Consider the following 21,775-nt stretch of genomic DNA (forward strand, 5'->3'; position numbering starts at 1 on the left):
AATCGACAAACTTACCCCTGAAATCGACAAGCACAACGCCGACCTGCCCCCTACTCTCAAGCTAACCCACCGGCCCCGGGCACTGTGCCCGAGCGCGGCCGTGGTGACGCCTTAGCAAACGGGTAATACCCGGGGGATCCTCATGCTCGATGCCAACAAGATGCTGGACACCGCCACCTGGCAGCAGGAGCTCGACGCGCTCTTCGCGCGCGTCAGCGAACACTACGTGGTCGACGAAGACGCCTTCGTCGGCGAACTGATCGAGGTGCTGAGCGCCAACGCCGACGACTTCCGGCGCATTGCCGGCAAGACGGCCGAACTGGTGCGCGAAGTACGCGAGATGGACACCGCGGTGGATACCATCGACGAGCTGTTGCAGCAGTACAGCCTGGATACCCATGAGGGCCTGATGCTGATGTGCCTGGCCGAAGCCATGCTGCGCATCCCTGACAAGGCCACCGCCGATGCGCTGATCGAGGACAAGCTGGGGCCGGCCGACTGGAAGGCGCACATGGGCCAGAGCGACTCCTGGCTGGTCAACGCCTCCACCTGGGGGCTGCTGATGACCGGTCGCGTCGTGACACTCGACAAGCCCCGTGAAGGCAAGCCCAGCGGTTTCATCAACAAGCTGGTCAACCGCATGGGCGAGCCGGTGATCCGGCGCGCCATGGTCGAAGCCATGAAGATCATGGGCAAGCAGTTCGTGCTGGGCCGCGACATCGAGGAGGCCCTGAAACGCTCCAAGCCGCTGTTCGACAAGGGCTATACCTACTCCTACGACATGCTCGGCGAGGCCGCTCGCACCCGCGCCGACGCCAAGCGCTACTTTCACGACTATGCCCGCGCCATCGAACGGGTCGGCCATACCAGCCAGGGCCTGTCAACCAAGACCCCGGCACCCTCGGTGTCGATCAAGCTCTCGGCGCTGCACCCTCGCTACGAGTTCGGCCGTCGCGAACAGATCCTTCGCGAGCTGGTGGGCAGCGTGCGCAAACTGGTCGACATGGCCCGCGAGCGTCACGTGGCGCTAACCATCGACGCCGAGGAGGTCGACCGTCTCGAGCTGTCGCTGGAGGTATTCCGCGCTGTCTTCGAAAGCGACAGCTGCCGGGGCTGGGGCCACTTCGGCCTAGTGGTGCAGGCCTATTCCAAGCGGGCTCTACCCACGCTGCACTATCTCAATCGCCTGGCCGAACGTCAGGGCGACGAGATTCCCCTGCGCCTGGTCAAGGGCGCCTACTGGGACAGCGAAATCAAGGAGTCGCAGCAGCTTGGCGTGGACGGCTATCCGGTCTTCACGCGCAAGGCGGCCACCGACGTGGCCTACCTGGTGTGCGCCCGTTTCCTGCTCTCCGACGACACCCGCGGGCGCATCTTCCCGCAGTTCGCCACCCACAACGCCCACACCATCAGTACCATCCTCGAGCAGGCCAATGCCGCCCAGCGCGCCTTCGAATTCCAGCGCCTTCACGGCATGGGCGAGGCGCTCTACGACGCCGCCCTAAGGCGCGCCCCCAAGGGCACCTACTGCCGCATCTACGCGCCGGTGGGCGCTCACAAGGACCTGCTCCCCTACCTGGTGCGCCGACTGCTGGAGAATGGCGCCAACTCATCGTTCGTGCACCAGCTGGTCGACCCCAAGGTGCCGGTGGAATCGCTGTGCGTGCATCCGGTGGAGAGCCTCAAGCAGCACAGCCGCTACGCCAACCCCAAGATCCCGCTGCCCCGCGACATCTACGGCGAGCGGCGGCGCAACTCCCGCGGCGTCAACCTGAACGTGCGCAGCCAGTACCGGCCGCTGATGGACGCCATGGACGGCTTCATGGATCAAACCTACAGCGTGCGGCCGCTGTTGGCCTTCGAGGTTACCGCCGACCCGGCCAACACCCACGAGGTGACCAGCCCCTTCGACCGCACCCGGCGGGTGGGCAGCGTGCAGTGGACCCGCGCCGATCAGGCCGCCCAGGCAGTCGATGCCGCCTGGGCCGCCTTCCCGCGCTGGGAGGCCACCCCGGTGGCCGAGCGGGCCGCCATCGTGCGTCGCCTGGGCGACCTGATGGAAACCCACATGGCGGAACTGATGACGCTGTGCTGTCGGGAAGGCGGCAAGCTGCTCACCGACGGGGTCGACGAGATTCGGGAAGCGGTGGACTTCTGCCGCTACTACGCCATGCGCGCCGAGACGCTGTTCGCCGAGCCGACCGTGCTGCCCGGCCCCACCGGCGAATCCAACCAGCTGATGCTCGCCGGCAAGGGGGTCTTTGCGGCGATCAGCCCCTGGAATTTCCCGGTGGCGATCTTCTGCGGGCAGATGGTAGCCGCCGCCGTGGCGGGCAATACCGTGCTGGCCAAGCCGGCCGAACAGACCTCGATCATTGCCCACCGAGTCGTAGAGCTGCTTCATGAGGCCGGCATGCCGCGGGACGTGGTGCAGCTGCTGCCGGGTGACGGCCCCACGGTGGGCAGCGTGCTGACCGGCGATCCGCGCATTACCGGCGTGGTCTTCACCGGTGGCACCGACACCGCCCAGATCATCAACCGCGCCCTGGCCGCCCGCGAGAACGCTCCGCTGCCGACGCTGATCGCCGAAACCGGCGGCATGAACGCCATGATCGTCGACTCTACCGCCCTGCCCGAGCAGGTGGTGATGGACGTGATCCAGTCGGCTTTCCAGAGCGCCGGCCAGCGCTGCAGCGCGCTGCGGGTACTCTACCTGCAGGATGACATCGCCGACCGAGTGATCGAGATCCTCGACGGCGCCATGGACGAGCTGCACGTGGGCGATCCCCGGGAGCTTGGCACCGACGTCGGCCCGGTGATCGACGAGGACGCTCGCCAGGGGCTGCTCGAGCATATCAAGGCGCTCAAGGGCGAGGGTCGCCTACTGGCAGAGACGCGACTCGACCCGCTGCATACCGCCAACGGGACCTTCGTCGCCCCGGTCGCCTTCGAGATCGACGGCATCGAGGCGCTGGCGCGCGAGCAGTTCGGCCCCGTGCTGCATATCGTGCGCTACCGGGCCAGCGAGATCGACAGGGTCATCGAGTCGATCAACCAGCGCGGCTATGGCCTAACCTTCGGCGTGCATAGCCGCAATGAGTCCTTTGCCGATGAAATAGCGCAGAAAATCCGAGTTGGTAACGTGTATATCAACCGCAATATCATCGGCGCCGTCGTCGGCGTTCAGCCGTTTGGCGGTCAGGGGCACTCCGGAACGGGCCCCAAGGCTGGCGGACCGCACTACCTGCTGCGCTTCGCCACGGAAAAGACGGTGACCAATAACACCGCCGCGCTGGGCGGCAATGCGTCACTGCTTGCGCTGGGAGATGAGTGAACACTCATGACTGGAACCACAACAACACTGAAGGAACTCTCATATGATTGAGAACAACATGGCCATCGGCTTTACCTTCGTGGCGTATCTGCTGCTGATGCTGGGCATCGGTATCGTCGCCTATATGCGCACCACCAACCTTTCCGACTACATTCTCGGCGGTCGCTCGCTGGGGCCCTGGACCTCGGCGATCTCCGCCGGCGCGTCGGACATGTCGGGCTGGCTGCTGCTGGGGCTGCCGGGCGCCGCCTACGTCAGCGGGATCTCGGCAAGCTGGATCGCCGTGGGCCTGCTGGTCGGCACCTGGCTCAACTGGCTGATCGTGGCGCGGCGCCTGCGTCTCTACAGCTTCAAGCTGAGCGACTCTCTGACCCTGCCGGAGTACTTCGCCAACCGCTTCCAGGACAAGACGCAGCTGCTGCGGGTGATCTCGGCGGTGTTCATCCTGCTGTTCTTTCTCTTCTATACCAGCTCGGGCCTGGTGGCCGGCGGGCGTCTGTTCGAGACGGTCTTCGGCTATGACTACACCCTGGCGGTGACCATCGGCACCCTCGCGGTGATCTCCTACACCTTCTTCGGCGGCTTCCTCGCGGTCTCCTGGACCGACCTGATCCAGGGGCTGATGATGGCCGCCGCGCTGGCCATCGTGCCGATCATCGCCTTCGGCGACCTGGGGGGCACGGCCGGTGCCGGTGCCGCCCTCGCCGCCGAGAGCGAGCACATGCTGGCCTGGTTCCGCGACGCCTCCACCGGCGAGGCGCTGACGGCGATCGGCATCATCAGCTCGCTGGCTTGGGGCCTGGGCTACTTCGGCCAGCCGCACATCCTGGCGCGCTTCGCCGCCATTCGCAGCGACCGTGACATCCCCACCGCGCGCCGCATCGCGGTGAGCTGGACCGCCATCGCGCTGGTCAGCTCCGTAGCCGTGGGCCTGCTGGGCGTGGGCTATGTTCAGCGCGACCTGGCCGACGGCGAGACGGTGTTCATGGTGATGGTCAACCTGATCTTCCATCCGGTGATCGCCGGCATCCTGCTGGCCGCCATCCTGGCCGCCATCATGTCGACCGCCGACTCCCAGCTGCTGGTCTCCTCGTCGGCGCTGACCGATGACTTCTACAAGGCGATCTTCCGCAAGGACGCCAGCCAGACCGAACTGGTGTGGGTGGGTCGCTTCGCGGTGGTCGGCATCGCCGTGATCGCCTACCTGCTGGCCCTGAACCCGGACGCCACCGTGCTCGACCTGGTGGCCTACGCCTGGGCGGGCTTCGGCGCCGCCTTCGGCCCGGCGCTGATCATGTCGCTCTACTGGCGACGCATGAACAAGTGGGGCGCGCTGGCCGGCATCGTGGTGGGCGGCGTGACCGTAGTGGTGTGGGCCGAGCTCTCCGGCGGGCTGTTCGACCTCTACGAGATCGTGCCCGGGGTGCTCTTCGCCTATATCGCCATCGTGGCGGCGAGCCTGGCCACCGAGGAGCCCAACCTGCGGGTGACCGCGGACTTCGATACCTTCGCGGAACCCTGATCCATTGCCGCTTCTGGCATTTCACTTACCTCGACAGGCCGCCTCCGGGCGGCCTGTCGTTTTAATGGCCTGGCAGTCACCGCCATGCTTACGCCAGCCAGATCGCCCTCAGTAGCAGGATCAGCGTGAAAGCCCCCAGGGCCATCAGGCTCCAGGGCGGCGCCGTCGCCCACCGCTGCCAGTGGCGCTGCGGCTCGAGGCCCAGCGGGCGCATGAAGGCGGCCCCCAGGGCCCAGACTCCGAGAGCGATCAACGGCAGACGCAGCGCCATGGGCAGCGTACTGATCAACTCGGGACGCAGCAGCAGCCACATCGCCAGCACGGCTGCCACCAGCATCGCCACCAGCGCGACAAGGCCGGCTCGCGCAGACACATCGCTTTTCATCGGCTCACCTCCAGACGCTGCTCTACCCTCCCCAGTCAAGACGATAGCGCAGTGAATGGCGAATCCGCATATGCTGCACTACGGAATTTCTTATACAGTAATAACTGCTACCTCACCGCTTCCCGGCATCAGGGGCCATAAAATTCCCATATTGCGCCAATCAACGTCATTGAATAATTTTACAAGACGTTTAGAAACGGCGTTCCTACAATGAAAGCTGTCCAATGCCGCCGGCGCTGTTCACCCGGCACCCCTGACTCGTCACGACCCCTACCTGGAGGATTCCCCTGATGAGCACCACTCGACTGCTTCCCGTCGCCGTGATCGCCGCCGGCTGCCTCTTCGCCAGCCAAACCGCCCTGGCCTTCAGCGCAGGCGACACCTTCATCCGCGGCGGCTTCGCCAAGACCGACACCCGTACCGACAACGGCGTGCTCGACACCGTCAGCAGTGGGGAAACCGGCTTCACGTTCGGCGCCGGCTATCTGTTCCACGACAATATCGGCGTCGAGCTCAACAGCTCCGAGAAGGTCGAGCACGACTTCGCGGCTGGCCCGCTATCGGGGAGCGTTGACCGCATGCCGGTCAATCTAATGGTCAACTACTACCCGCTGGGTGGGCTCGACTCCCGCGTGCAGCCCTACGCCGGCGCCGGCCTCAACTACACCCGCTTCTCCGGCGAGCCCGCGGGCGTCAATGCGCGCCGTAGCTATGGCGCCGTGGGCCAGCTGGGCGTCGACCTAGCGGTCACCGAGCATTTCATGTTCAACGGCTTCGCCAACTACGCCGACGTGGACTCACGAATCTCCGTAGGGGGAGAGCATGTCGGCACCGCCAAGATCGATCCGCTGACCATTGGCGGCGGGGTCACCTTCCGCTTCTGAGCGTTCGCAGACCCTCTGCTGTCTCACCACGCCGGGCCCTGCGCCCGGCGTTTTGATCTGGACACGCCTGGATAACAGGTATGTAAAATACTCATTTAGTTGTCGAATACAACTATTGCCACAGATCAAGAATCGCCGCGCATGAGCTGAGTAATATGGCGCCAGGAATCCCCACGCGGCTATGGCCGCCTCGCTCCGAACCGCATATCGACAAGGAGTTGCCCATGCGTAAGACCACCCTGCCCACTCTGCTCGCCGCCAGCCTGGCTGCCGCCGCCGTGACCACCAGCACCCAGGCCATGGCCTACGGCGAAGGCGACTTCTTCACCCGTGTGGGTGTCGCCCACGTCAGCCCCAAGAGCGACAACGGCTCCCTCGCCGCTGGCGCCATCGACGTCGACGTGAAAAGCGATACCACCCTGGGCTTTACCCTCGGCTACCGCTTCCACGACAACTTTGGAGTCGAACTGCTGGCCGCCCTGCCCTTCGAGCACGATATCAAGCTCAACGGCGACACCCTGGCCTCCACCAAGCACCTGCCGCCGACGCTGACCGTGCAGTACTACCCGCTGGGCGGTAGCGGTGCCATGGTGCAGCCCTACGCGGGGATCGGCCTCAACTACACCACCTTCTTCAGCGAATCCAGTGACCTGGGCGACCTCGACCTGAGCAGCTCCTGGGGCGCCGCCGGCCAGCTGGGCGTGGACGTGCTGTTCGATGACAACTGGGCGCTCAACGCCGCCGCCTGGTATATCGATATCGACACCGACGCCAGCCTGGACGGCAACGACCTGGGGACGGTCAACATCGACCCCTGGGCCTTTATGGCCGGTATCAGCTACCGCTTCTGATCGACCAACGCGTCGTCACGAGGCCCGCCAACTGGCGGGCCTCGTTGCGTTGGCAGGCGTGCAAGTAGTACCGGCTCCCGCCGCAACGCCACGCATGATCTCCCCCCGCTGACAGCAGTCGCCGCGCATTCTCCCAACCGACACCGGCCGGAGTGTCTCGGCTTACCTGCTACGCTTGATAACAGAGTTCGAATACGGTCAAGCCAGCAGCGTGCCTTGCCCGCGACACTCTCCCGAAGACAGAACGCTGAACGCCAGGAGGCAGGCCACAAGATGTTTCCCAAGCGCGACGAGCGGTAGCGCCTCGTTGCGCCAGGAGAATGCGGCACTACAACAATAATCCCGCGCCGCTACCGGACTCCAAACGGTAGATGCGCCACCCGGCCGGAGCTGGCTCCGGCCCACGAGAAGTGGAGAAATCACATGGCAACTGGAGTCTGGATAAGCCTGTTGGGGTATTTCGCACTGATGATCGCCATTGGCGTCTATGCCATGCGAAGGGCCACGTCATCATCCGAAGACTACATGCTGGGCGGTCGCGCCCTCAGCCCGCAGGTGGCGGCCCTGTCGGCAGGGGCCTCGGACATGAGTGGCTGGTTGCTGCTGGGGCTACCCGGGGCGCTGTTCGTCTCGGGCCTGGGCTCGGCCTGGATCGGTATCGGTCTGCTCGTGGGCGCCTTCCTCAACTGGACCCTGGTCGCACCTCGTCTGCGTGAACAGACCGTCCACTATGGCAACGCCATTACCATTCCGGAGTTCCTGGCGAACCGCTTCCCAACCCGGGCGCTCTCCCTGCGCACGGTCTCCGCCATCGTCATCGTCATCTTCTTCGCGGTCTATACCGCATCGGGCCTGGTGGCCGGCGGCAAGCTGTTCGAGAGTGCGTTCTCCGGCATCTACAACATCGGGGGCATGAGCGACTACGCCATGGGGGTCGTGATCACGCTCGGCGTGGTGCTGATCTACACGGTGGTCGGCGGCTTTTTGGCGGTAAGCCTCACGGACTTCGTGCAGGGCTGCATCATGATGCTGGCCCTGGTGATCATGCCGGCGGTGGTGCTCTTCGGCGAGGGTGGGGGCGGTTTCGCCCAGGCCTCCCAGACCCTGAACGAAGTCGATCCCACGCTGCTCTCGTGGACGGCGGGACTGACCTTCGTCGGCTGGCTCTCGGCGGTGACCTGGGGGCTGGGCTATTTCGGGCAGCCCCACATCATCGTACGCTTCATGGCCATCCGGACACTGAAGGACGTGCCCGTTGCCCGCAACATCGGCATGAGCTGGATGCTGGTCTCCCTGGTCGGCGCCATTTCCGTGGGGATCTTCGGCCGGGCCTTTGCGATCCGCAACGGCCTGGATGTCCAGGATCCGGAGACCATCTTCATCATTCTGGCGAACCTGCTGTTCCATCCGCTGATCACCGGTTTCCTCTATGCGGCGCTCCTGGCGGCGATCATGAGCACGATTTCCAGCCAACTGCTGGTGTCGTCGTCATCGCTGACCGAAGATTTCTATCGCCTGTTTCTGCGCAAGGAAGCCACCGATAAAGAGACCGTGACCGTCGGCCGAGCCTGCGTGGTGATCGTGGGCCTGGTCGCCGCCATCATCGCCTCCGACGAGGACTCCCAGGTGCTGGGCCTGGTCAGTAACGCCTGGGCCGGCTTCGGTGCTGCCTTCGGTCCGCTGATCATCCTGTCGCTGATGTGGCCGCGCACCAACGGCGCCGGTGCCATCGCCGGCATGGTGGTCGGGGCCGCCACCGTCATGATCTGGATCACCCTGGGCTGGAATGCCGAGTTCCTGGGCGGTCCCGGGGTCTACGAGATCATCCCCGGCTTCATCGCCGCCATGATCGCCATCGTGGTGGTAAGCAGCGTGACCGCCGATGCGGGGGAGTATCAGCACATCGATCGCCAGAAACAGACGACCTGACTCGCTCAGGGTAGCGCAAGGGCGCCTGCGGGCGCCCTGTCGGGCGGCGCACCGGCGCTGCGTGTCGGTTACCCAAGGAGACCACCATGAACGAAGCCAACCTACCCCCACATGGCGCCGTGAGTGAGACCCGGGCGCGCATTCGCGACTACTATGCGGCCGACGAGGCAGCACTGCTGCACGAGCTGGTCGAGCGTATCGGGCTGTCGGACGACGAACGCCGCCGGGTGGCCGACAGCGGCGCCCACTATGTGGAGCGGGTTCGCAAGGAGCGCTCCCCCTCGATGATGGAGGCCTTCCTGGCCGAGTACGGGCTCTCCACCGCCGAGGGCGTCGGCCTGATGTGCCTGGCCGAGGCGCTGCTGCGCGTGCCCGATGCGGAGACCATCGACGAGCTCATCCACGACAAGATCGAGCCCTCCGACTGGGGCGCGCACCTGGGCAAGTCCGCGTCGTCGATGGTCAACGCCTCGACCTGGGCGCTGATGCTGACCGGCAAGGTGCTGCAAGACGATCCCAAGGGCCCGGGGCGTGCGCTGCGCGGCCTGGTCCGCCGCATGGGCGAGCCGGTGGTGCGCAAGGCGGTCGGTCAGTCGATGCGTATCCTCGGGCGTCAGTTCGTGCTCGGCCAGACCATCGAGGAGGGCATGAAGAATGCCCGGGAGCTCGAGCAGCAGGGCTATACCTACTCCTACGACATGCTGGGCGAGGCGGCGCGTACCGACGCCGATGCGCTGCGCTATCACCAGGCCTACGCCAGGGCGATCACCGCCATCGCCAAGCAGGCGAAGGGCGACGTTCGAGGCAGCCCCGGCATTTCGGTCAAGCTTTCGGCGCTGCATCCGCGCTACGAAACCACCCACCGCGCCATGGTGATGGAAACGCTGGTCCCCCGCGCCCGGGAACTGGTGCGGCAGGCGGCCAAGGCCAATATCGGCTTCAACATCGACGCCGAGGAGCAGGACCGTCTGGACCTGTCACTGGACGTGATCGAGGCGCTGCTGGCCGACCCGGAGATCGCCGGCTGGGACGGCTTCGGGGTCGTGGTACAGGCCTACGGGCGGCGCGCCGGACCGGTGATCGAGGCGCTCTACGACCTGGCCGAGCGGCTCGATCGCCGAATCATGGTGCGGCTGGTCAAGGGCGCCTACTGGGACACCGAGATCAAGCTGGCCCAGGAGATGGGCGTCGAGACCTTTCCGGTCTTCACCCGCAAGGTCAACACCGATGTCAGCTACATGGCCTGCGCGCGGATGCTGCTCGACCGGCGCGACCGCATCTATCCGCAGTTCGCCACCCACAACGCCCATACCTGCGCCACCGTCGTCGCCATGGCGGGCGACGACAAGGAGAGCTACGAGTTCCAGCGCCTGCACGGCATGGGCGAATCGCTGCACCACATCGTCAAGGAGGCAGAGGGGACGCACTGCCGCATCTATGCGCCGGTCGGCGCTCACCGCGACCTGCTGGCCTACCTGGTCCGCCGTCTGCTGGAGAACGGGGCGAACTCCTCCTTCGTGAACCAGGTGGTGGACGACGCGATTCCCCCCAGCAAGATCGCCAAGGATCCGGTGGCCGGCCTGCAGAGCCTGGGCGACGCCATCCCCAGCCCCCTGATCCGCCAGCCCGGCGAGCTGTTCGCCCCCGAGCGCAAGAACTCCCGCGGCTACCGGATCAACGAGCCCGCCTCGATCCTGCCGCTGCTCTCGGCCCGCGAGGCCTTCGCCGACGCCACCTGGACCGCCGGGCCCATGCTGGCGGGAAGCCCGCCCCCCCAGGGACCGGGGCGCGACGCCCTGTCGCCCGCCGACGGTTCTCGGGTGGTCGGCCGGGTGCACGAGGCCACGGGAGACGAGGTGACGGCCGCCCTCGATGCCGCCGAGGACGGGTTCCGCGACTGGTCGGCGCGCCCCGCGGCGGAGCGCGCCGAGGTGCTGCGTCGTACCGCCGATCTCTACGAGGAACACATTGCCGAGCTGACCGCGATCGCCACCCGCGAGGCCGGCAAGATGCTGTTCGATGGCATCGCCGAGGTACGCGAGGCGGTGGATTTCCTCCGCTACTATGCGGGCGAGGGGGAGCGTCTGGAGGCGGAGGCGCCCGGCAGTGCCCGCGGCCTCTTCGTCTGCATCAGCCCCTGGAACTTCCCGCTGGCCATCTTCACCGGCCAGATCGCCGCGGCCCTGGCGGCCGGTAACGCCGTGCTCGCCAAGCCCGCCGAGCAGACGCCGCTGATCGCCGCCCGGGCCGTCGAGCTGATGCGCGAGGCCGGCCTGCCGGAGGCGGCGCTACAGCTGCTGCCCGGCGACGGACCGACGGTGGGCGGGCCGCTGACCAGCGACCCGCGGATCGCCGGCGTCTGCTTCACCGGCTCGACCGAGGTGGCGCAGATCATCCATAAAGCGTTGGCCGAGAATGCCGGGCCGGATGCGGTGCTGATCGCCGAGACCGGCGGGCTCAATGCCATGATCGTCGACTCCACGGCGCTGACCGAGCAGGCGGTGCGCGACATCCTGATCTCCTCCTTCCAGTCGGCCGGCCAGCGCTGCTCGGCGCTGAGGATGCTCTACGTTCAGGAGGAGGCGCGCGAACGGCTGCTGACGATGCTCGATGGCGCCATGGACGCGCTCACCATCGGTGACCCCTGGAATACCGATACCGACGTGTCCCCGGTGATCGACACCGAGGCCCAGGCCGATATCAGCGCCTATGTGGCTGACCAGCAGAAGGCCGGCAAGGTGCTGAAGACGCTGCCGGTGCCGGAGTCCGGCACCTACGTCACCCCGGCGGTGGTGGAGGTCGAAGGCATCGAGGCGCTCGAGCGCGAGATCTTCGGCCCGATCCTGCACGTGGCCAGCTTCAAGGCGCGGGAGATCGACCAGGTGGTCGACGCCATCAACGACCGCGGCTACGGGCTGACCTTCGGCCTGCACACCCGCATCGACGATCGCGTGCAGCAGATCGTCGAGCGCGTCCATGTGGGCAATATCTACGTCAACCGCAACCAGATCGGCGCCATCGTCGGCTCCCAGCCCTTCGGGGGCGAGGGCCTCTCGGGCACCGGCCCCAAGGCCGGCGGCCCGCTCTACGTCAACCGCTTCCGCCGCACCGCCGCCGCGGAGTCCCACGCGGCGCCCCAGGGCGAGGCTGTGTCCCTTGACGATCTTCAGGCAGCCCTCGACAAGCTCGACCCGCGCAACTGGGCGGCGCGCCCCGATAGGGTCGAAGCGCTGCGCAAGGCGCTCTCCGGCAAGGGGGGTGTGATCCGCAAGGCGCTCGCCGAGACCGCGGCGCTGGACATGACCCCGCAGACCCTTCCCGGGCCCACGGGGGAAAGCAATCGCCTGGCGATGTATCCCAAGGGTCCGGCGCTCTGCCTCGGACCGACCCCGGAGATCGCCATCGCTCAGGCGGTGCAGGCGCTGGGCGCTGGCTCCCCCGCGGTGCTCGTGGTTCCGGGGGCGGCTCAGGCCGCACGGCCGCTGATCGACGCCGGAGCGCCTATCGCCGCCCTCGACGGCTGCGTCACGCCCGACGCCCTGACCAAGGTCAAGGGCATCGCCTCCGTGGCCGCGGCCGGCGCCAGCGACTGGACCCGGGCGCTGCGCATCGCGCTCGCCGAGCGTGACGGGGCCATCGTGTCGCTGGAGACCCGGACCATCGCGCCGGAGCGCTACGTCGTGGAGCGCCATCTGTGCATCGACACCACCGCCGCGGGGGGGAATGCTAGCCTGCTGGCAACGGCCGTCTAGGCGACGTGGGGTTTACCCAGCTGGGTAAACCCCGAAAACGCCTTAGCGCGGCCCGTGTCGGGAAAGTCCCAGCGCCGCCAGACTGGCATCATCGAGCTCGCCGACCGCCTCCACGGCCGCCAGCCGCGCATGATAATCGCGGCTGTGGAAGGCACTGCCCGCCAACAGGTGTTCCAAGTACTCACGCGCCGGGCGCAGCGCTTCGGCGGTGGTCCCCGGCGCGGCGATGTACACCCAGGCCTCGATATCACCCTCCATCGTGACCACCGGCAGCCGGTGGCGCTCATACTCATGGGGATACCCTTCGAAGGGGTCCATCAGCTGAATCTGCTCGGGGTCCACCAGCTCGAACAGCGCTCCCTCGACCCGCTCACCGGGCCTCGGGGCCACGTTGGCATGAGCGATACCGGCCACCCGCGACGCCTTGTCGAAGCGCAGCACATGGTCGTGGAGCACGCCCGGCAGGGCGCGCCGGGTGGCGCCAATGCGAGCCTCGACCCGGGCCGGATTCATGTTGCTGCCGTAGGCAAAATAGTAGGGCATGTTCCTTCGCTCAGTTTTCGGTAATCAGCCTGTCCAGCTCTTCGACAGCCTTGGCAACCAGCAGCCGGTCTCGGGCACGCACGCCGCGCTGGGCCAGGTAGGCTTCCACCGCCGGGGCCACGTCGCATTTCGCCGGCATCGGGCCACGCGCCTCGACGAGGGCATCGAGCCGGGCGATGAAGACGAAGCGCAGCCACTGCAGCGGGGTCATGGTGTCGATGCAGAACGGCTGCTGGCTGTTGAAGGCGTCGGCCTCAGGGCACTCCATTCGCCACATATCGGTCGCCTTCAGGGTCGCCTCGAGCCGCCTCAGCGCCACATCGAGCTCCTCGTGAACCGTCATATTGCACACCTCGCTTGCATTGACCCCCATTATCCCGAGGCATCGCTGCGCTGGCCACCCCGCGGCACCGGCACTGTACACAGATAGGCTGCATGAGCCTGTGGATAATCTCTGGAAAATCGTGCGAAACCCCGATGACAGGCGCGTCCGCGGGAAGCGATCATTTCATGACCAGGCGCAGCGGCTGCCGGGCTCGGCCGGGTAGCTGACAAGCCCCCGGCGACCACGGTAGAGTGCACGCTTCAGCAAGGGAGCCGACATGCAGCCAATCCTTACCCTTCATGAATTCTTCGTGCGCACCGGCGCCGAGGTCCGTGCCTATCACCTGGGCCGACGGGTCGAGCCCGTCGCCCTGGCGACCCTGGCCGGCTTCGAGGCAGGCGAGCAACCCTGGCCCTCCCCTTGGCAGGGCCAGGCGCGCCTGGGGCTGGTGTTTCGGCTAGGCGACATGCCCGAGCCGGCCATCTGGTTCCTCGCCCTGCCGCTGGATGAGCAGGGCCAGCTGGTGGCGGCTCCCCGCGACGCCTTCCTGCAGCGACTGCTGGAAACCCTGGGACGTCGCGTGCAGCGCCTAGGTCAGCCGGACGAGGGCGCCATCGACAACCTGATGAAGGACAACCCCCTGGCCTTCACCCCGTCGCTGCCCTTCCAGGCGATGCTGCACGCCCGCGCTCGGCATGACATGGGGCTGTCCGCCAGCCAGCATCTGGAGCCGGTGGAGGACTATCTCAGCGGCCAGCAGGCACTGGACTGGCAGGCGCTGGGGCTGCAGGGACTCGCCGACTTCGCGGTGCGCCTGGACGCCGACAGCGGCCGCTCGCTCGCCGCAAGGCTCGCTAGCCTGCCCGAGGAGGTGCTGATCTCGCTGTGCTACTGCCTGGAGCATGTCGAGGTGCCGGACCCGCTCGCCAAGGCCCTGCGCACACGCGGTGAGCGGGCCGCCGCCCAGGGCGACATCGAGGGCTTCTGTGCCTGCGTACGCGCCCTGGGCGGCGCCTCCGAGGCCATCGCCGGGGCCTGGTTCGACAGTCTGCTCGACGACCCTAGCGTCGGCGGTCCCGATCTGCTGGCCGCCATCGCCGGACGCGGCTGGTCGCATCTGGAGCACGCCGAGCGCCTGCCGCGCTTTCTGACCCGACTGGCCGAGGAGCCTCGGGCCGACTTCGCCGCCGTGGCTCGCGACCTGGCGCTGATCCCGCGGCTGCGCCTGCCGGTGCTGATGGCGCTGCGCGAGGCCGACAGGGACTCGGCCATCGGCCAGCGGCTTCACGCGCTGACGCAACAGGCCGGCTGAAGCCGCAGGGGTAACCACACAGGAGGCGCTGCCATGAAGGAACTGCCCTACACCCCCAAGGCGGTGATCGGCCGTCGCGAAATGATCACGCTGCCGGCACTGCGTCTGACGCTGTGCTGCAAGGCCGACACCGGCGCACGCACCTCGGCACTGCATGCCGAGGATATCGAGACCTTCGAGGAAGACGGCCACCTCTGGGTCAGCTTCACCACCCGCGGCGGCGGCCCCGGCACGCCGGCGCATGTCTATCGAATGCATCTCCACGACCACCGCCGCGTGACCAGCTCCAACGGCCAGGCGGAATGGCGCTACGTGATTCGCACCCCCATGCAGCTGGGCAAGCTCGAGATGATGGTGGAGCTCTCCCTGGCCGACCGCAGCAGCATGCGCCACCCCATGCTGCTCGGCCGCCGCGCCCTGCGCCGGCTGCTGGTGGCCCCCGGGACCGCCTTCCTGCACGGCGAACCCTGAGCCCTACCCGGCCCCCCTGACAACCGGAGCCCGAGATGCATATCGCGCTGCTGTCACGCAATCGCAACCTCTATTCCACACGCCGGCTGGTGGAAGCCGCCGAGCAGCGGGGGCACAGCGCCCGGGTGGTGGATACCCTGCGCTGCTACATGAGCATCGTCTCCCATCACCCCTCCATCCATTACAAGGGCAGGGAGATCGAGCACTTCGATGCGGTGATCCCACGCATCGGCGCCTCGGTGACCTTTTACGGCTGCGCGGTGCTGCGACAGTTCGAAATGTCGGGCACCTACGTACTCAACGACTCGGTGGCCATTACCCGCTCACGGGACAAGCTGCGCTCGCTGCAGCTGCTGTCACGCAAGGGGCTCGGGTTGCCGATCACCGGCTTCGCGCATTCGCCGGACGACATCCCCGACCTGATCACCATGGTCAAGGGCGCTCCACTGGTCATCAAGCTGCTGGAGGGCACCCAGGGCATCGGCGTCGTACTGGCCGAGACCAACCAGGCGGCGGAATCGGTGATCCAGGCCTTCATGGGCATGAAGGCCAACATCATGGTGCAGGAGTACATCAAAGAGGCTCGCGGCGCCGATATTCGCTGCTTCGTGATCGGCGACAAGGTGGTGGCGGCCATGAAGCGTCAAGCCGCCGACGGCGAGTTCCGCTCCAACCTGCATCGCGGCGGCAGCGCCAGCGTGATCCGCATCACCCCGGAGGAGCGCTCCACGGCGATCCGCGCCGCCAAGGCCATGGGCCTGCGCGTGGCCGGCGTCGACCTGCTGCGTGCCAACCACGGCCCGGTGATCATGGAGGTCAACTCCTCGCCGGGGCTTCAAGGCATCGAAACCGCCACCGGGAAAGATATCGCCGGCATGATCATCGAGCACATCGAAAAGAATGCCGGCGCCTTACGCAAGGCGCCGCCCAAGCCGAAGGGCTGAACCGACTGCGACGAAATAATTGTCAACGGGGGTGGCAAAAGCGTGTCACCCCCCCCACAATCGGCGTCACCGGAGGAGGTGACCGCTCATGTTTCTCGACAATCGCCAGGTGGCGATGGACAGCGTACTGGAAGCGCTGGCCGACAGTATCGACTATTTTCAGGACAACCTTGAGCGCCTGCGCCCGTCGCTGCGCGAAGCCCTCAAGCCCCACTATGAAGCCCGCGCCAAGGCGATGCGCCAGCTCGGGGATCAGGCCCGCCGTCACCTCAAGCTACTGCCGCGCGATGCCGACGTCGAGCGCGACGACTACATGTGGCTGTGGAGTCGGCTGAAGAGCTTCGTGGGCAACGAGAGCCAGGTGGTCATCGGCGAGCTTCTCGAGCAGGAGCGGGTGCTGATGCAGGCGTTGGCGACCCTGCTGACCCACCCCCTGCCCGACCCGCTGGAGCCCACCGTGGAACGGTGCTGGCAGGAGTGTCGCGCGCTGATCCGCGAGCTCTACCGACAGCAAAAACAGCGCCAGCGCTGACGCCATCCGTGCTGAACCTATTCGGTGTCAGGTCCATCGCAGACTGGCGTGAACTGGCTCTGTGGGAGGGACGGTTCGACGCTTCGACTTCAGCTCGCGAAGTAGCGCGCAGCGCTACCCATGGGCGCCTGCGGCGCCTTCGTCGAAGCGTCGCACCGCCGGCAGAGTCGAGACGTCGAACCGCGGCCTCCCACCAAAAACTTGCCAAACTTGTTCACGCTAAAGTGCGAAGAACCTTCGGTCAGGGCGCCTCGACCGGCAGGTGCCATGCCTGGGGGGCAATCTCCAGCGGCTCCAGCGGGCCCAGGAAGTGGGGCTCGCGGCCCCACAGGTAGAGGTCGCCCAGCGTCGCCACCCGGGCGACCCACTCACGCGCCTGCAGCCGCCACAGCCCGGCCACCGGGCGAGCCGGCGCGGCGCAGCCGATGACCTCCAGGCCAAGCGCATCGGCGATGAACAGCGCCCGCGGCAGATGCCACGCCTGGGTCACCAGCATCGCCCGCTCCACCCCGAAGACGTCCCGCGCCCGGGCCAGGGTGTCGAAGGTGCTGAAGCCGGCATAGTCCAGGGTCATGTCCTCATCGCGGACCTGGCGGCCGCGCAGGTCGCGCCACATGGTCACCGGCTCGTTGTAGTAGCGCGTGCGGTTGTCGCCAGAGAGCAGCAGGTGCTCGACCCGCCCCATGCGGACCAGCCGCGAGGCGGCACTCATCCGCGCTTCGAAGTGGGGATTGCGCACGCCGCTGCGCGTCCAGTGGGAGGTGCCGAAGACGATCCCGACCCGGTCGGGCCCGCACAGCGGCAGTTCGTATTCGATACGCCCCTGGGTCTGCCCCAGCATCCAGAGGTTGGCCCCCACGAACAGCAGCGACGCCAGGAGCAGCAGAGCCCCCAGCGCCATCAGCACCCCTTTGAAGAGTTTCCACGCCACCACAGGTATCCCCATCCACACTGGAGGGGCTAGAACATCCCGAGTTCCAGCTTCGCCTCGTCGCTCATCATCTCACGACTCCAGGGCGGATCGAAGACGATCTCGGTGTGCACCTGGCTGATCTGTGGCGCACCGAGGATCTTGTTGCGGGCATCGGCGGCGATGACATCGCCCATGCCGCAGCCCGGCGCGGTGAGCGTCATGCGGATGGTGACGATGCGCTCGCCGGTGATCAACCGCTCAATGCGACAGCCGTAGACCAGCCCCAGGTCGACGATGTTGACCGGAATCTCCGGATCGAAGCAGGTCCGCAACTGGTCCCAGACGAACTGCTCGATCTGCTCCTCGGTGGCATCTTCAGGCAGGGTCGGCCGTGGCAGGGGTTCGAGCCCCAGGGCATCCAGGTTGGCCCCTTCGATCAGATAGAGTCGGCCCTCGAAGCCGACGCTCACCGTACTGCCCTTGGCCTGCATGACGCTGACCTCACTGTCCTCGGGTAGGGTCACGGTCTTGCCGAAGGGGATGGAGATAGCCGCAACGTCGCGCTGAAGGGGCAGGGTCTGCCCCTTCTCCAGGCTGGCAATCTGCTCGATAGTCGACATGATCAGCGCACCATTCCAATGACCCGCTCCAGGGCCTCGACGAAAACCTCGATCTCTTCCAGGGTGTTGTAGGCAGCGAAAGAGGCGCGGCAGGTGGCGTCCACGCCGAACTGGGTCAGCAGCGGCTGCGCGCAGTGGTGGCCGGTGCGAATCGCCACGCCGAGCTGATCGATCAGTAGGCCGATGTCCTGGGAGTGAGCCCCGTCGACCACGAAGGAGAGCACCCCCGCCTTGTCCGGCGCCGTGCCCAGGATGCGCAGGCCGTCGATACGCGACACCGCCGTGGTGGCATGGGCCAGCAGCCGCGCTTCCCAGGCGCCGATGGCATCGAGCCCCACGCCGCCGACCCACTCCAGGGCACGCCCCAGGGCGATCACCTCGGCGATGGCCGGGGTACCGGCCTCGAACTTGTGGGGAATGTCGGCGAAGGTGGTTGGCGTCTCGAAGGAGACCGTCTTGATCATTTCCCCACCGCCCTGCCAGGGCGGCATGCCCTCGAGCAGGGCCGCCTTGCCATAGAGCACGCCGACCCCGGTCGGGCCGTAGACCTTGTGGCCGGAGAAGGCATAGAAGTCGGCGTCGATGTCCCGAACGTCGACCCGCTGGTGGGGCGTGGCCTGGGCGCCATCCACCAGGATCAGCGCCCCATGGCCATGGGCAACGGCGGCCATCTCGCGCACCGGGTTGACGGTACCAAAGGCATTGGAGACATGGTTGACCGCCACCAGCCGGGTGCGCTCGGTGAACAGGGACCGGTAGGCTTCCATGTCGAGCACGCCGCGCTCATCGACCGGAATCACCTTGACCACGATGCCCAGCTGATCGGCGAGCAGCTGCCAGGGGACGATATTGGAGTGATGCTCCAGCAGCGAGACCAACACCTCGTCGCCGGCCTCGAGGTTGGCCCGCCCCCAGCTGTTGGCCAACAGGTTGATCGCCTCCGTGGTGCCTCGGGTGAAGACGATCTCGCGCGTCTCGCTGGCATTGAGGAAGCGGCGCACCGTTTCCCGGGTGCCCTCGAAGGCCGCCGTCGCTTCATCGGCCAGGGTATGCAGGCCGCGGTGGATGTTGGCGTTGTAGCGGCCGTAGTAGTCGCTGAACGTCTCGATCACCTGGCGCGGCGTCTGGCTGGTGGCGGCGTTGTCGAGATACACCAGCGGCTTGCCGTGCACCCGGCGCTCGAGAATCGGAAAGTCCGACCGTACCCCGGCCACGTCCAGGAGCGGGGTCTCGATCACGCTTTCGGTGGCCAGTTCGGTCATGGCTTAGTCCTCGTCGTCATGCAGGGCCACGGCGGCTTCCACCAGCCCGGCCAGGTTGAAGCGTTCGGGCAGCTTGCCGGCCACCGCCAGCTCGACCCGCTCGGCCACGGCATCCAGCGCCACCCGCTCCATGACCTCGCCGGCAAAGGCAAGGGTCAGCAAGCCGCGAGCGGTCTGCTCGTCGAGGCCACGGGTACGCAGCGCAAACACCGCCTCCTCGTCGAGCTGCCCGGTGGTCGCGCCGTGGGAGCACTTGACGTCGTCGGCATAGATCTCCAGCTCCGGCTTGGTGTCGATCTCGGCGCGGTCGGAGAGCAACAGGTTGGCGTTGCTCTGATGCGCCTCGATCTTCTGGCTGTCACGCTTGACGATCACCTTGCCGTTGAACACCCCACGAGCCCGGTCGTCGAGAATGCCCTTGTAGTTCTCGTTGGAGAAGGTCCGGGGAGCATTGTGGTTGGCCAGGGTATGGTTATCCACGTGCTGGCGCCCCTGGCCGAAAAACAGGCCGTTGAAGTTGGCCTCGGCCCCTTCGCCGTTGAGGTCGGCAACCAGGTCATTGCGCACCAGGCCACCGCCCAGGTTCAGGTTGAACGAGGTATAGGTGCTGTCGCGCCCCTGCTCTACCTGGATGCTGGCCACGTGCAGGTCGGCCAGCGGCGCCTCCTGCAGCTTGTAGTGGGTGAGATTCGCACCGCGATCGAGAATGATCTCCTCCACCAGGTTGGTGAAGTTGGCGGCCTCTGTCTCGCCCACGTGATGCTCGATCAGCGTGGCCTGGCTGCGGGAGCCGGCCTCGATCAGGATGCGCGGATGGCTCATCACCGGCGTCTCGCCGCGGCGGGAGAGAAACTGCAGGATGATGGGCTTGTCGACCACCGCACGCGGCGCCAGCCGGACCAGGGCCCCCTCCTCCATGAAGGCGGTGTTGAGCGCCGCGAAGGGAGAGAACTCCACCCCGGTCAGCCGGCCCAGCGGGCCGCCCACCGCCTCATGGTTCTCGGCCAGGGCGTGGGACAGGGGCATGACCTGCACCCCCTGGGGAAGAGCGTCGAGGGAAGAGAGCTCGGCGGAGAAGATGCCGTCGACGAAGGTCAGCCGATACGCCTCGATGGGCAACGTCAGCGTTGCCGCGCTGGCCGGCGAGAAATCGGCATTCTCGGCCAGCACGAAGTCGCCGGTGGCGATGGACCGCACATCGGTATACTTCCACTCCTCGACGCGGCGATTCGGAAAGCCCAGCGCCTCGAAGCGAGCGGCCCCCGCCTGGCGCCGCGCGGCGATCCAGGTCGGCTCGGGCCCGTGGGCCTGGCGACGCGCCTCGCTGCGCTCGCTCAGGCGATCGAGAAAGGTCTGAACGTCGCTCATGCCGCCGATTCCTCCTGAACCCAGTCGTAGCCGCGGGCTTCCAGTTCCTTGGCCAGCTCGGCATCGCCGCTCTTGGCGATGCGGCCGTTCACCAGCACATGGACCTTGTCGGGCACGATGTAGTCGAGCAGACGCTGGTAGTGGGTCACCAGCAGGATGCCGCGATCCTCGGCGCGCAGGGAGTTGACCCCGTCGGCCACCACCCGCATGGCGTCGATATCGAGGCCGGAGTCTATCTCATCGAGCATGGCGAGCCGGGGCTGCAGCACCAGCATCTGCAGGATCTCGTTGCGCTTCTTCTCACCGCCGGAGAAGCCCTCGTTGACGGCACGCTGCAGGAAGCTGGCATCCATCTTCATCTCGGCGATCCGCGACTTGATCAGCTTCATGAACTCCGGCGCCGGGATCTCCCCCTCGCCGCGGGCCTCGCGCTGAGCGTTGAGGGCCGCCTTGAGCAGATAGATGTTCTTGACCCCGGGGATCTCCACCGGGTACTGGAAACCGAGCAGCAGGCCCGCCCGGGCACGCTCCTCGACCTCCATCTCCAGCACGTCCTGGCCTTCGAAGGTGATCGAGCCCTGGGTCACCTCATAGCCGTCCTTGCCGGCGATGACCGCCGATAGGGTCGACTTCCCGGCGCCGTTGGGGCCCATGATGGCGTGCACCTCGCCGGCCTGGATGGTCAGGCTCAGGCCCTTGAGGATTTCCTGGCCTTCGACCGTGACGTGCAGATCCTTGACTTCGAGCATCGTGACTACCTTTGATTCGTGGTGAGCCGCCTCGGCGGCTCCATCATTTCGTTTGTCGGTGACTGCAATGGGTTGTCCA

The 21,775-nt window shown here is 66.6% G+C and carries 18 protein-coding genes; 10 read left to right on the forward strand and 8 right to left on the reverse strand.

Annotation, left to right across the window (positions count from 1 at the left end):
* The first annotated feature begins 142 nt into the window (after nt 1-142).
* Nucleotides 143-3,334: a bifunctional proline dehydrogenase/L-glutamate gamma-semialdehyde dehydrogenase PutA gene (gene putA / locus ACZIYR_RS12505; protein WP_483526906.1), complete on the forward strand. Its 3,192-nt coding sequence runs from the start codon at nt 143-145 to the stop codon at nt 3,332-3,334.
* Nucleotides 3,335-3,377: 43 nt separating this feature from the next.
* Entirely contained in the window at nt 3,378-4,856 is a 1,479-nt protein-coding gene (gene putP / locus ACZIYR_RS12510) for a sodium/proline symporter PutP (protein WP_483526907.1), read from the forward strand.
* Nucleotides 4,857-4,944: 88 nt separating this feature from the next.
* Here the strand turns inward: putP (ACZIYR_RS12510) and ACZIYR_RS12515 are convergent, their stop codons facing one another.
* Nucleotides 4,945-5,241, reverse strand: coding sequence for a hypothetical protein (locus tag ACZIYR_RS12515; RefSeq protein ID WP_473034089.1), 297 nt, complete (start codon nt 5,239-5,241; stop codon nt 4,945-4,947).
* Nucleotides 5,242-5,531: 290 nt separating this feature from the next.
* Between ACZIYR_RS12515 and ACZIYR_RS12520 the strand changes: the two genes are divergently transcribed.
* From ACZIYR_RS12520 to putA (ACZIYR_RS12535), 4 genes are all read left to right on the forward strand, one after another.
* Nucleotides 5,532-6,125, forward strand: a complete 594-nt coding sequence (locus tag ACZIYR_RS12520; RefSeq protein WP_483526908.1) for an OmpW/AlkL family protein — start codon at nt 5,532-5,534, stop codon at nt 6,123-6,125.
* Between the two features lie 224 nt (nt 6,126-6,349).
* Nucleotides 6,350-6,976 carry an OmpW/AlkL family protein gene (locus ACZIYR_RS12525; RefSeq protein WP_473034091.1) on the forward strand — a complete coding sequence of 209 codons (627 nt, stop codon included), beginning with the start codon at nt 6,350-6,352 and terminating at the stop codon, nt 6,974-6,976.
* Nucleotides 6,977-7,399: 423 nt separating this feature from the next.
* The gene (gene putP, locus ACZIYR_RS12530; protein ID WP_483526909.1) at nt 7,400-8,905 is read left to right on the forward strand and encodes a sodium/proline symporter PutP; all 1,506 of its coding nucleotides are present in this window, start codon (nt 7,400-7,402) and stop codon (nt 8,903-8,905) included.
* Nucleotides 8,906-8,991: 86 nt separating this feature from the next.
* Nucleotides 8,992-12,657 carry a bifunctional proline dehydrogenase/L-glutamate gamma-semialdehyde dehydrogenase PutA gene (putA, locus tag ACZIYR_RS12535; protein ID WP_483526910.1) on the forward strand — a complete coding sequence of 1,222 codons (3,666 nt, stop codon included), beginning with the start codon at nt 8,992-8,994 and terminating at the stop codon, nt 12,655-12,657.
* Nucleotides 12,658-12,699: 42 nt separating this feature from the next.
* Here the strand turns inward: putA (ACZIYR_RS12535) and ACZIYR_RS12540 are convergent, their stop codons facing one another.
* Both ACZIYR_RS12540 and ACZIYR_RS12545 read right to left on the reverse strand, forming a co-directional pair.
* Nucleotides 12,700-13,200 (reverse strand): gamma-glutamylcyclotransferase family protein, encoded by a 501-nt coding sequence (locus tag ACZIYR_RS12540; RefSeq protein ID WP_473034092.1) that lies wholly within the window; start codon nt 13,198-13,200, stop codon nt 12,700-12,702.
* A gap of 10 nt (nt 13,201-13,210) precedes the next feature.
* Nucleotides 13,211-13,543, reverse strand: a complete 333-nt coding sequence (locus ACZIYR_RS12545; RefSeq protein ID WP_473034093.1) for a YqcC family protein — start codon at nt 13,541-13,543, stop codon at nt 13,211-13,213.
* Nucleotides 13,544-13,802: 259 nt separating this feature from the next.
* Here ACZIYR_RS12545 and ACZIYR_RS12550 point away from each other — a divergent pair, with 259 nt between their 5' ends.
* The 4 genes from ACZIYR_RS12550 to ACZIYR_RS12565 all read left to right on the forward strand — a co-directional run bounded on the left by ACZIYR_RS12550 (nt 13,803) and on the right by ACZIYR_RS12565 (nt 16,784).
* The gene (locus ACZIYR_RS12550; RefSeq protein ID WP_483526911.1) at nt 13,803-14,837 is read left to right on the forward strand and encodes a DUF3549 family protein; all 1,035 of its coding nucleotides are present in this window, start codon (nt 13,803-13,805) and stop codon (nt 14,835-14,837) included.
* Nucleotides 14,838-14,870: 33 nt separating this feature from the next.
* Nucleotides 14,871-15,308 (forward strand): ATP-dependent zinc protease family protein, encoded by a 438-nt coding sequence (locus ACZIYR_RS12555; RefSeq protein ID WP_473034095.1) that lies wholly within the window; start codon nt 14,871-14,873, stop codon nt 15,306-15,308.
* A gap of 35 nt (nt 15,309-15,343) precedes the next feature.
* Entirely contained in the window at nt 15,344-16,252 is a 909-nt protein-coding gene (rimK, locus tag ACZIYR_RS12560) for a 30S ribosomal protein S6--L-glutamate ligase (RefSeq protein WP_473034096.1), read from the forward strand.
* Between the two features lie 88 nt (nt 16,253-16,340).
* Nucleotides 16,341-16,784, forward strand: a complete 444-nt coding sequence (locus tag ACZIYR_RS12565; RefSeq protein WP_473034097.1) for a hypothetical protein — start codon at nt 16,341-16,343, stop codon at nt 16,782-16,784.
* Between the two features lie 241 nt (nt 16,785-17,025).
* Here the strand turns inward: ACZIYR_RS12565 and ACZIYR_RS12570 are convergent, their stop codons facing one another.
* From ACZIYR_RS12570 to sufC, 5 genes are read right to left on the reverse strand one after another with little or no spacing between them, the layout of a single operon-like run.
* Nucleotides 17,026-17,685 carry a SanA/YdcF family protein gene (locus tag ACZIYR_RS12570; protein WP_473035048.1) on the reverse strand — a complete coding sequence of 220 codons (660 nt, stop codon included), beginning with the start codon at nt 17,683-17,685 and terminating at the stop codon, nt 17,026-17,028.
* Between the two features lie 59 nt (nt 17,686-17,744).
* A complete protein-coding gene (sufT, locus tag ACZIYR_RS12575) occupies nt 17,745-18,317 on the reverse strand; it encodes a putative Fe-S cluster assembly protein SufT (RefSeq protein ID WP_473034098.1) in 573 nt (190 codons plus the stop codon).
* A gap of 2 nt (nt 18,318-18,319) precedes the next feature.
* Nucleotides 18,320-19,579 (reverse strand): SufS family cysteine desulfurase, encoded by a 1,260-nt coding sequence (locus ACZIYR_RS12580; RefSeq protein WP_483526912.1) that lies wholly within the window; start codon nt 19,577-19,579, stop codon nt 18,320-18,322.
* Between the two features lie 3 nt (nt 19,580-19,582).
* Nucleotides 19,583-20,947 (reverse strand): Fe-S cluster assembly protein SufD, encoded by a 1,365-nt coding sequence (gene sufD / locus ACZIYR_RS12585; RefSeq protein WP_483526913.1) that lies wholly within the window; start codon nt 20,945-20,947, stop codon nt 19,583-19,585.
* On the reverse strand, nt 20,944-21,696 hold the full coding sequence (gene sufC, locus ACZIYR_RS12590) for a Fe-S cluster assembly ATPase SufC (protein WP_483526914.1): 753 nt from the start codon (nt 21,694-21,696) through the stop codon (nt 20,944-20,946). The genes sufD and sufC overlap by 4 nt, the downstream gene beginning before the upstream one ends.
* Between the last annotated feature and the right edge of the window lie 79 nt (nt 21,697-21,775).

Source organism: Billgrantia sp. NRB1 (assembly GCF_056921725.1).

Excerpts from the sequence above, each read along its gene's own strand:
- putA (WP_483526906.1), top strand. The coding sequence starts at position 143 with ATGCTCGATGCCAACAAGATGCTGGACACCGCCACCTGGCAGCAGGAG.
- putP (WP_483526907.1), top strand. The coding sequence starts at position 3,378 with ATGATTGAGAACAACATGGCCATCGGCTTTACCTTCGTGGCGTATCTG.
- ACZIYR_RS12515 (WP_473034089.1), bottom strand. The coding sequence starts at position 5,241 with ATGAAAAGCGATGTGTCTGCGCGAGCCGGCCTTGTCGCGCTGGTGGCG.
- ACZIYR_RS12520 (WP_483526908.1), top strand. The coding sequence starts at position 5,532 with ATGAGCACCACTCGACTGCTTCCCGTCGCCGTGATCGCCGCCGGCTGC.
- ACZIYR_RS12525 (WP_473034091.1), top strand. The coding sequence starts at position 6,350 with ATGCGTAAGACCACCCTGCCCACTCTGCTCGCCGCCAGCCTGGCTGCC.
- putP (WP_483526909.1), top strand. The coding sequence starts at position 7,400 with ATGGCAACTGGAGTCTGGATAAGCCTGTTGGGGTATTTCGCACTGATG.
- putA (WP_483526910.1), top strand. The coding sequence starts at position 8,992 with ATGAACGAAGCCAACCTACCCCCACATGGCGCCGTGAGTGAGACCCGG.
- ACZIYR_RS12540 (WP_473034092.1), bottom strand. The coding sequence starts at position 13,200 with ATGCCCTACTATTTTGCCTACGGCAGCAACATGAATCCGGCCCGGGTC.
- ACZIYR_RS12545 (WP_473034093.1), bottom strand. The coding sequence starts at position 13,543 with ATGACGGTTCACGAGGAGCTCGATGTGGCGCTGAGGCGGCTCGAGGCG.
- ACZIYR_RS12550 (WP_483526911.1), top strand. The coding sequence starts at position 13,803 with ATGCAGCCAATCCTTACCCTTCATGAATTCTTCGTGCGCACCGGCGCC.
- ACZIYR_RS12555 (WP_473034095.1), top strand. The coding sequence starts at position 14,871 with ATGAAGGAACTGCCCTACACCCCCAAGGCGGTGATCGGCCGTCGCGAA.
- rimK (WP_473034096.1), top strand. The coding sequence starts at position 15,344 with ATGCATATCGCGCTGCTGTCACGCAATCGCAACCTCTATTCCACACGC.
- ACZIYR_RS12565 (WP_473034097.1), top strand. The coding sequence starts at position 16,341 with ATGTTTCTCGACAATCGCCAGGTGGCGATGGACAGCGTACTGGAAGCG.
- ACZIYR_RS12570 (WP_473035048.1), bottom strand. The coding sequence starts at position 17,685 with ATGGCGCTGGGGGCTCTGCTGCTCCTGGCGTCGCTGCTGTTCGTGGGG.
- sufT (WP_473034098.1), bottom strand. The coding sequence starts at position 18,317 with ATGTCGACTATCGAGCAGATTGCCAGCCTGGAGAAGGGGCAGACCCTG.
- ACZIYR_RS12580 (WP_483526912.1), bottom strand. The coding sequence starts at position 19,579 with ATGACCGAACTGGCCACCGAAAGCGTGATCGAGACCCCGCTCCTGGAC.
- sufD (WP_483526913.1), bottom strand. The coding sequence starts at position 20,947 with ATGAGCGACGTTCAGACCTTTCTCGATCGCCTGAGCGAGCGCAGCGAG.
- sufC (WP_483526914.1), bottom strand. The coding sequence starts at position 21,696 with ATGCTCGAAGTCAAGGATCTGCACGTCACGGTCGAAGGCCAGGAAATC.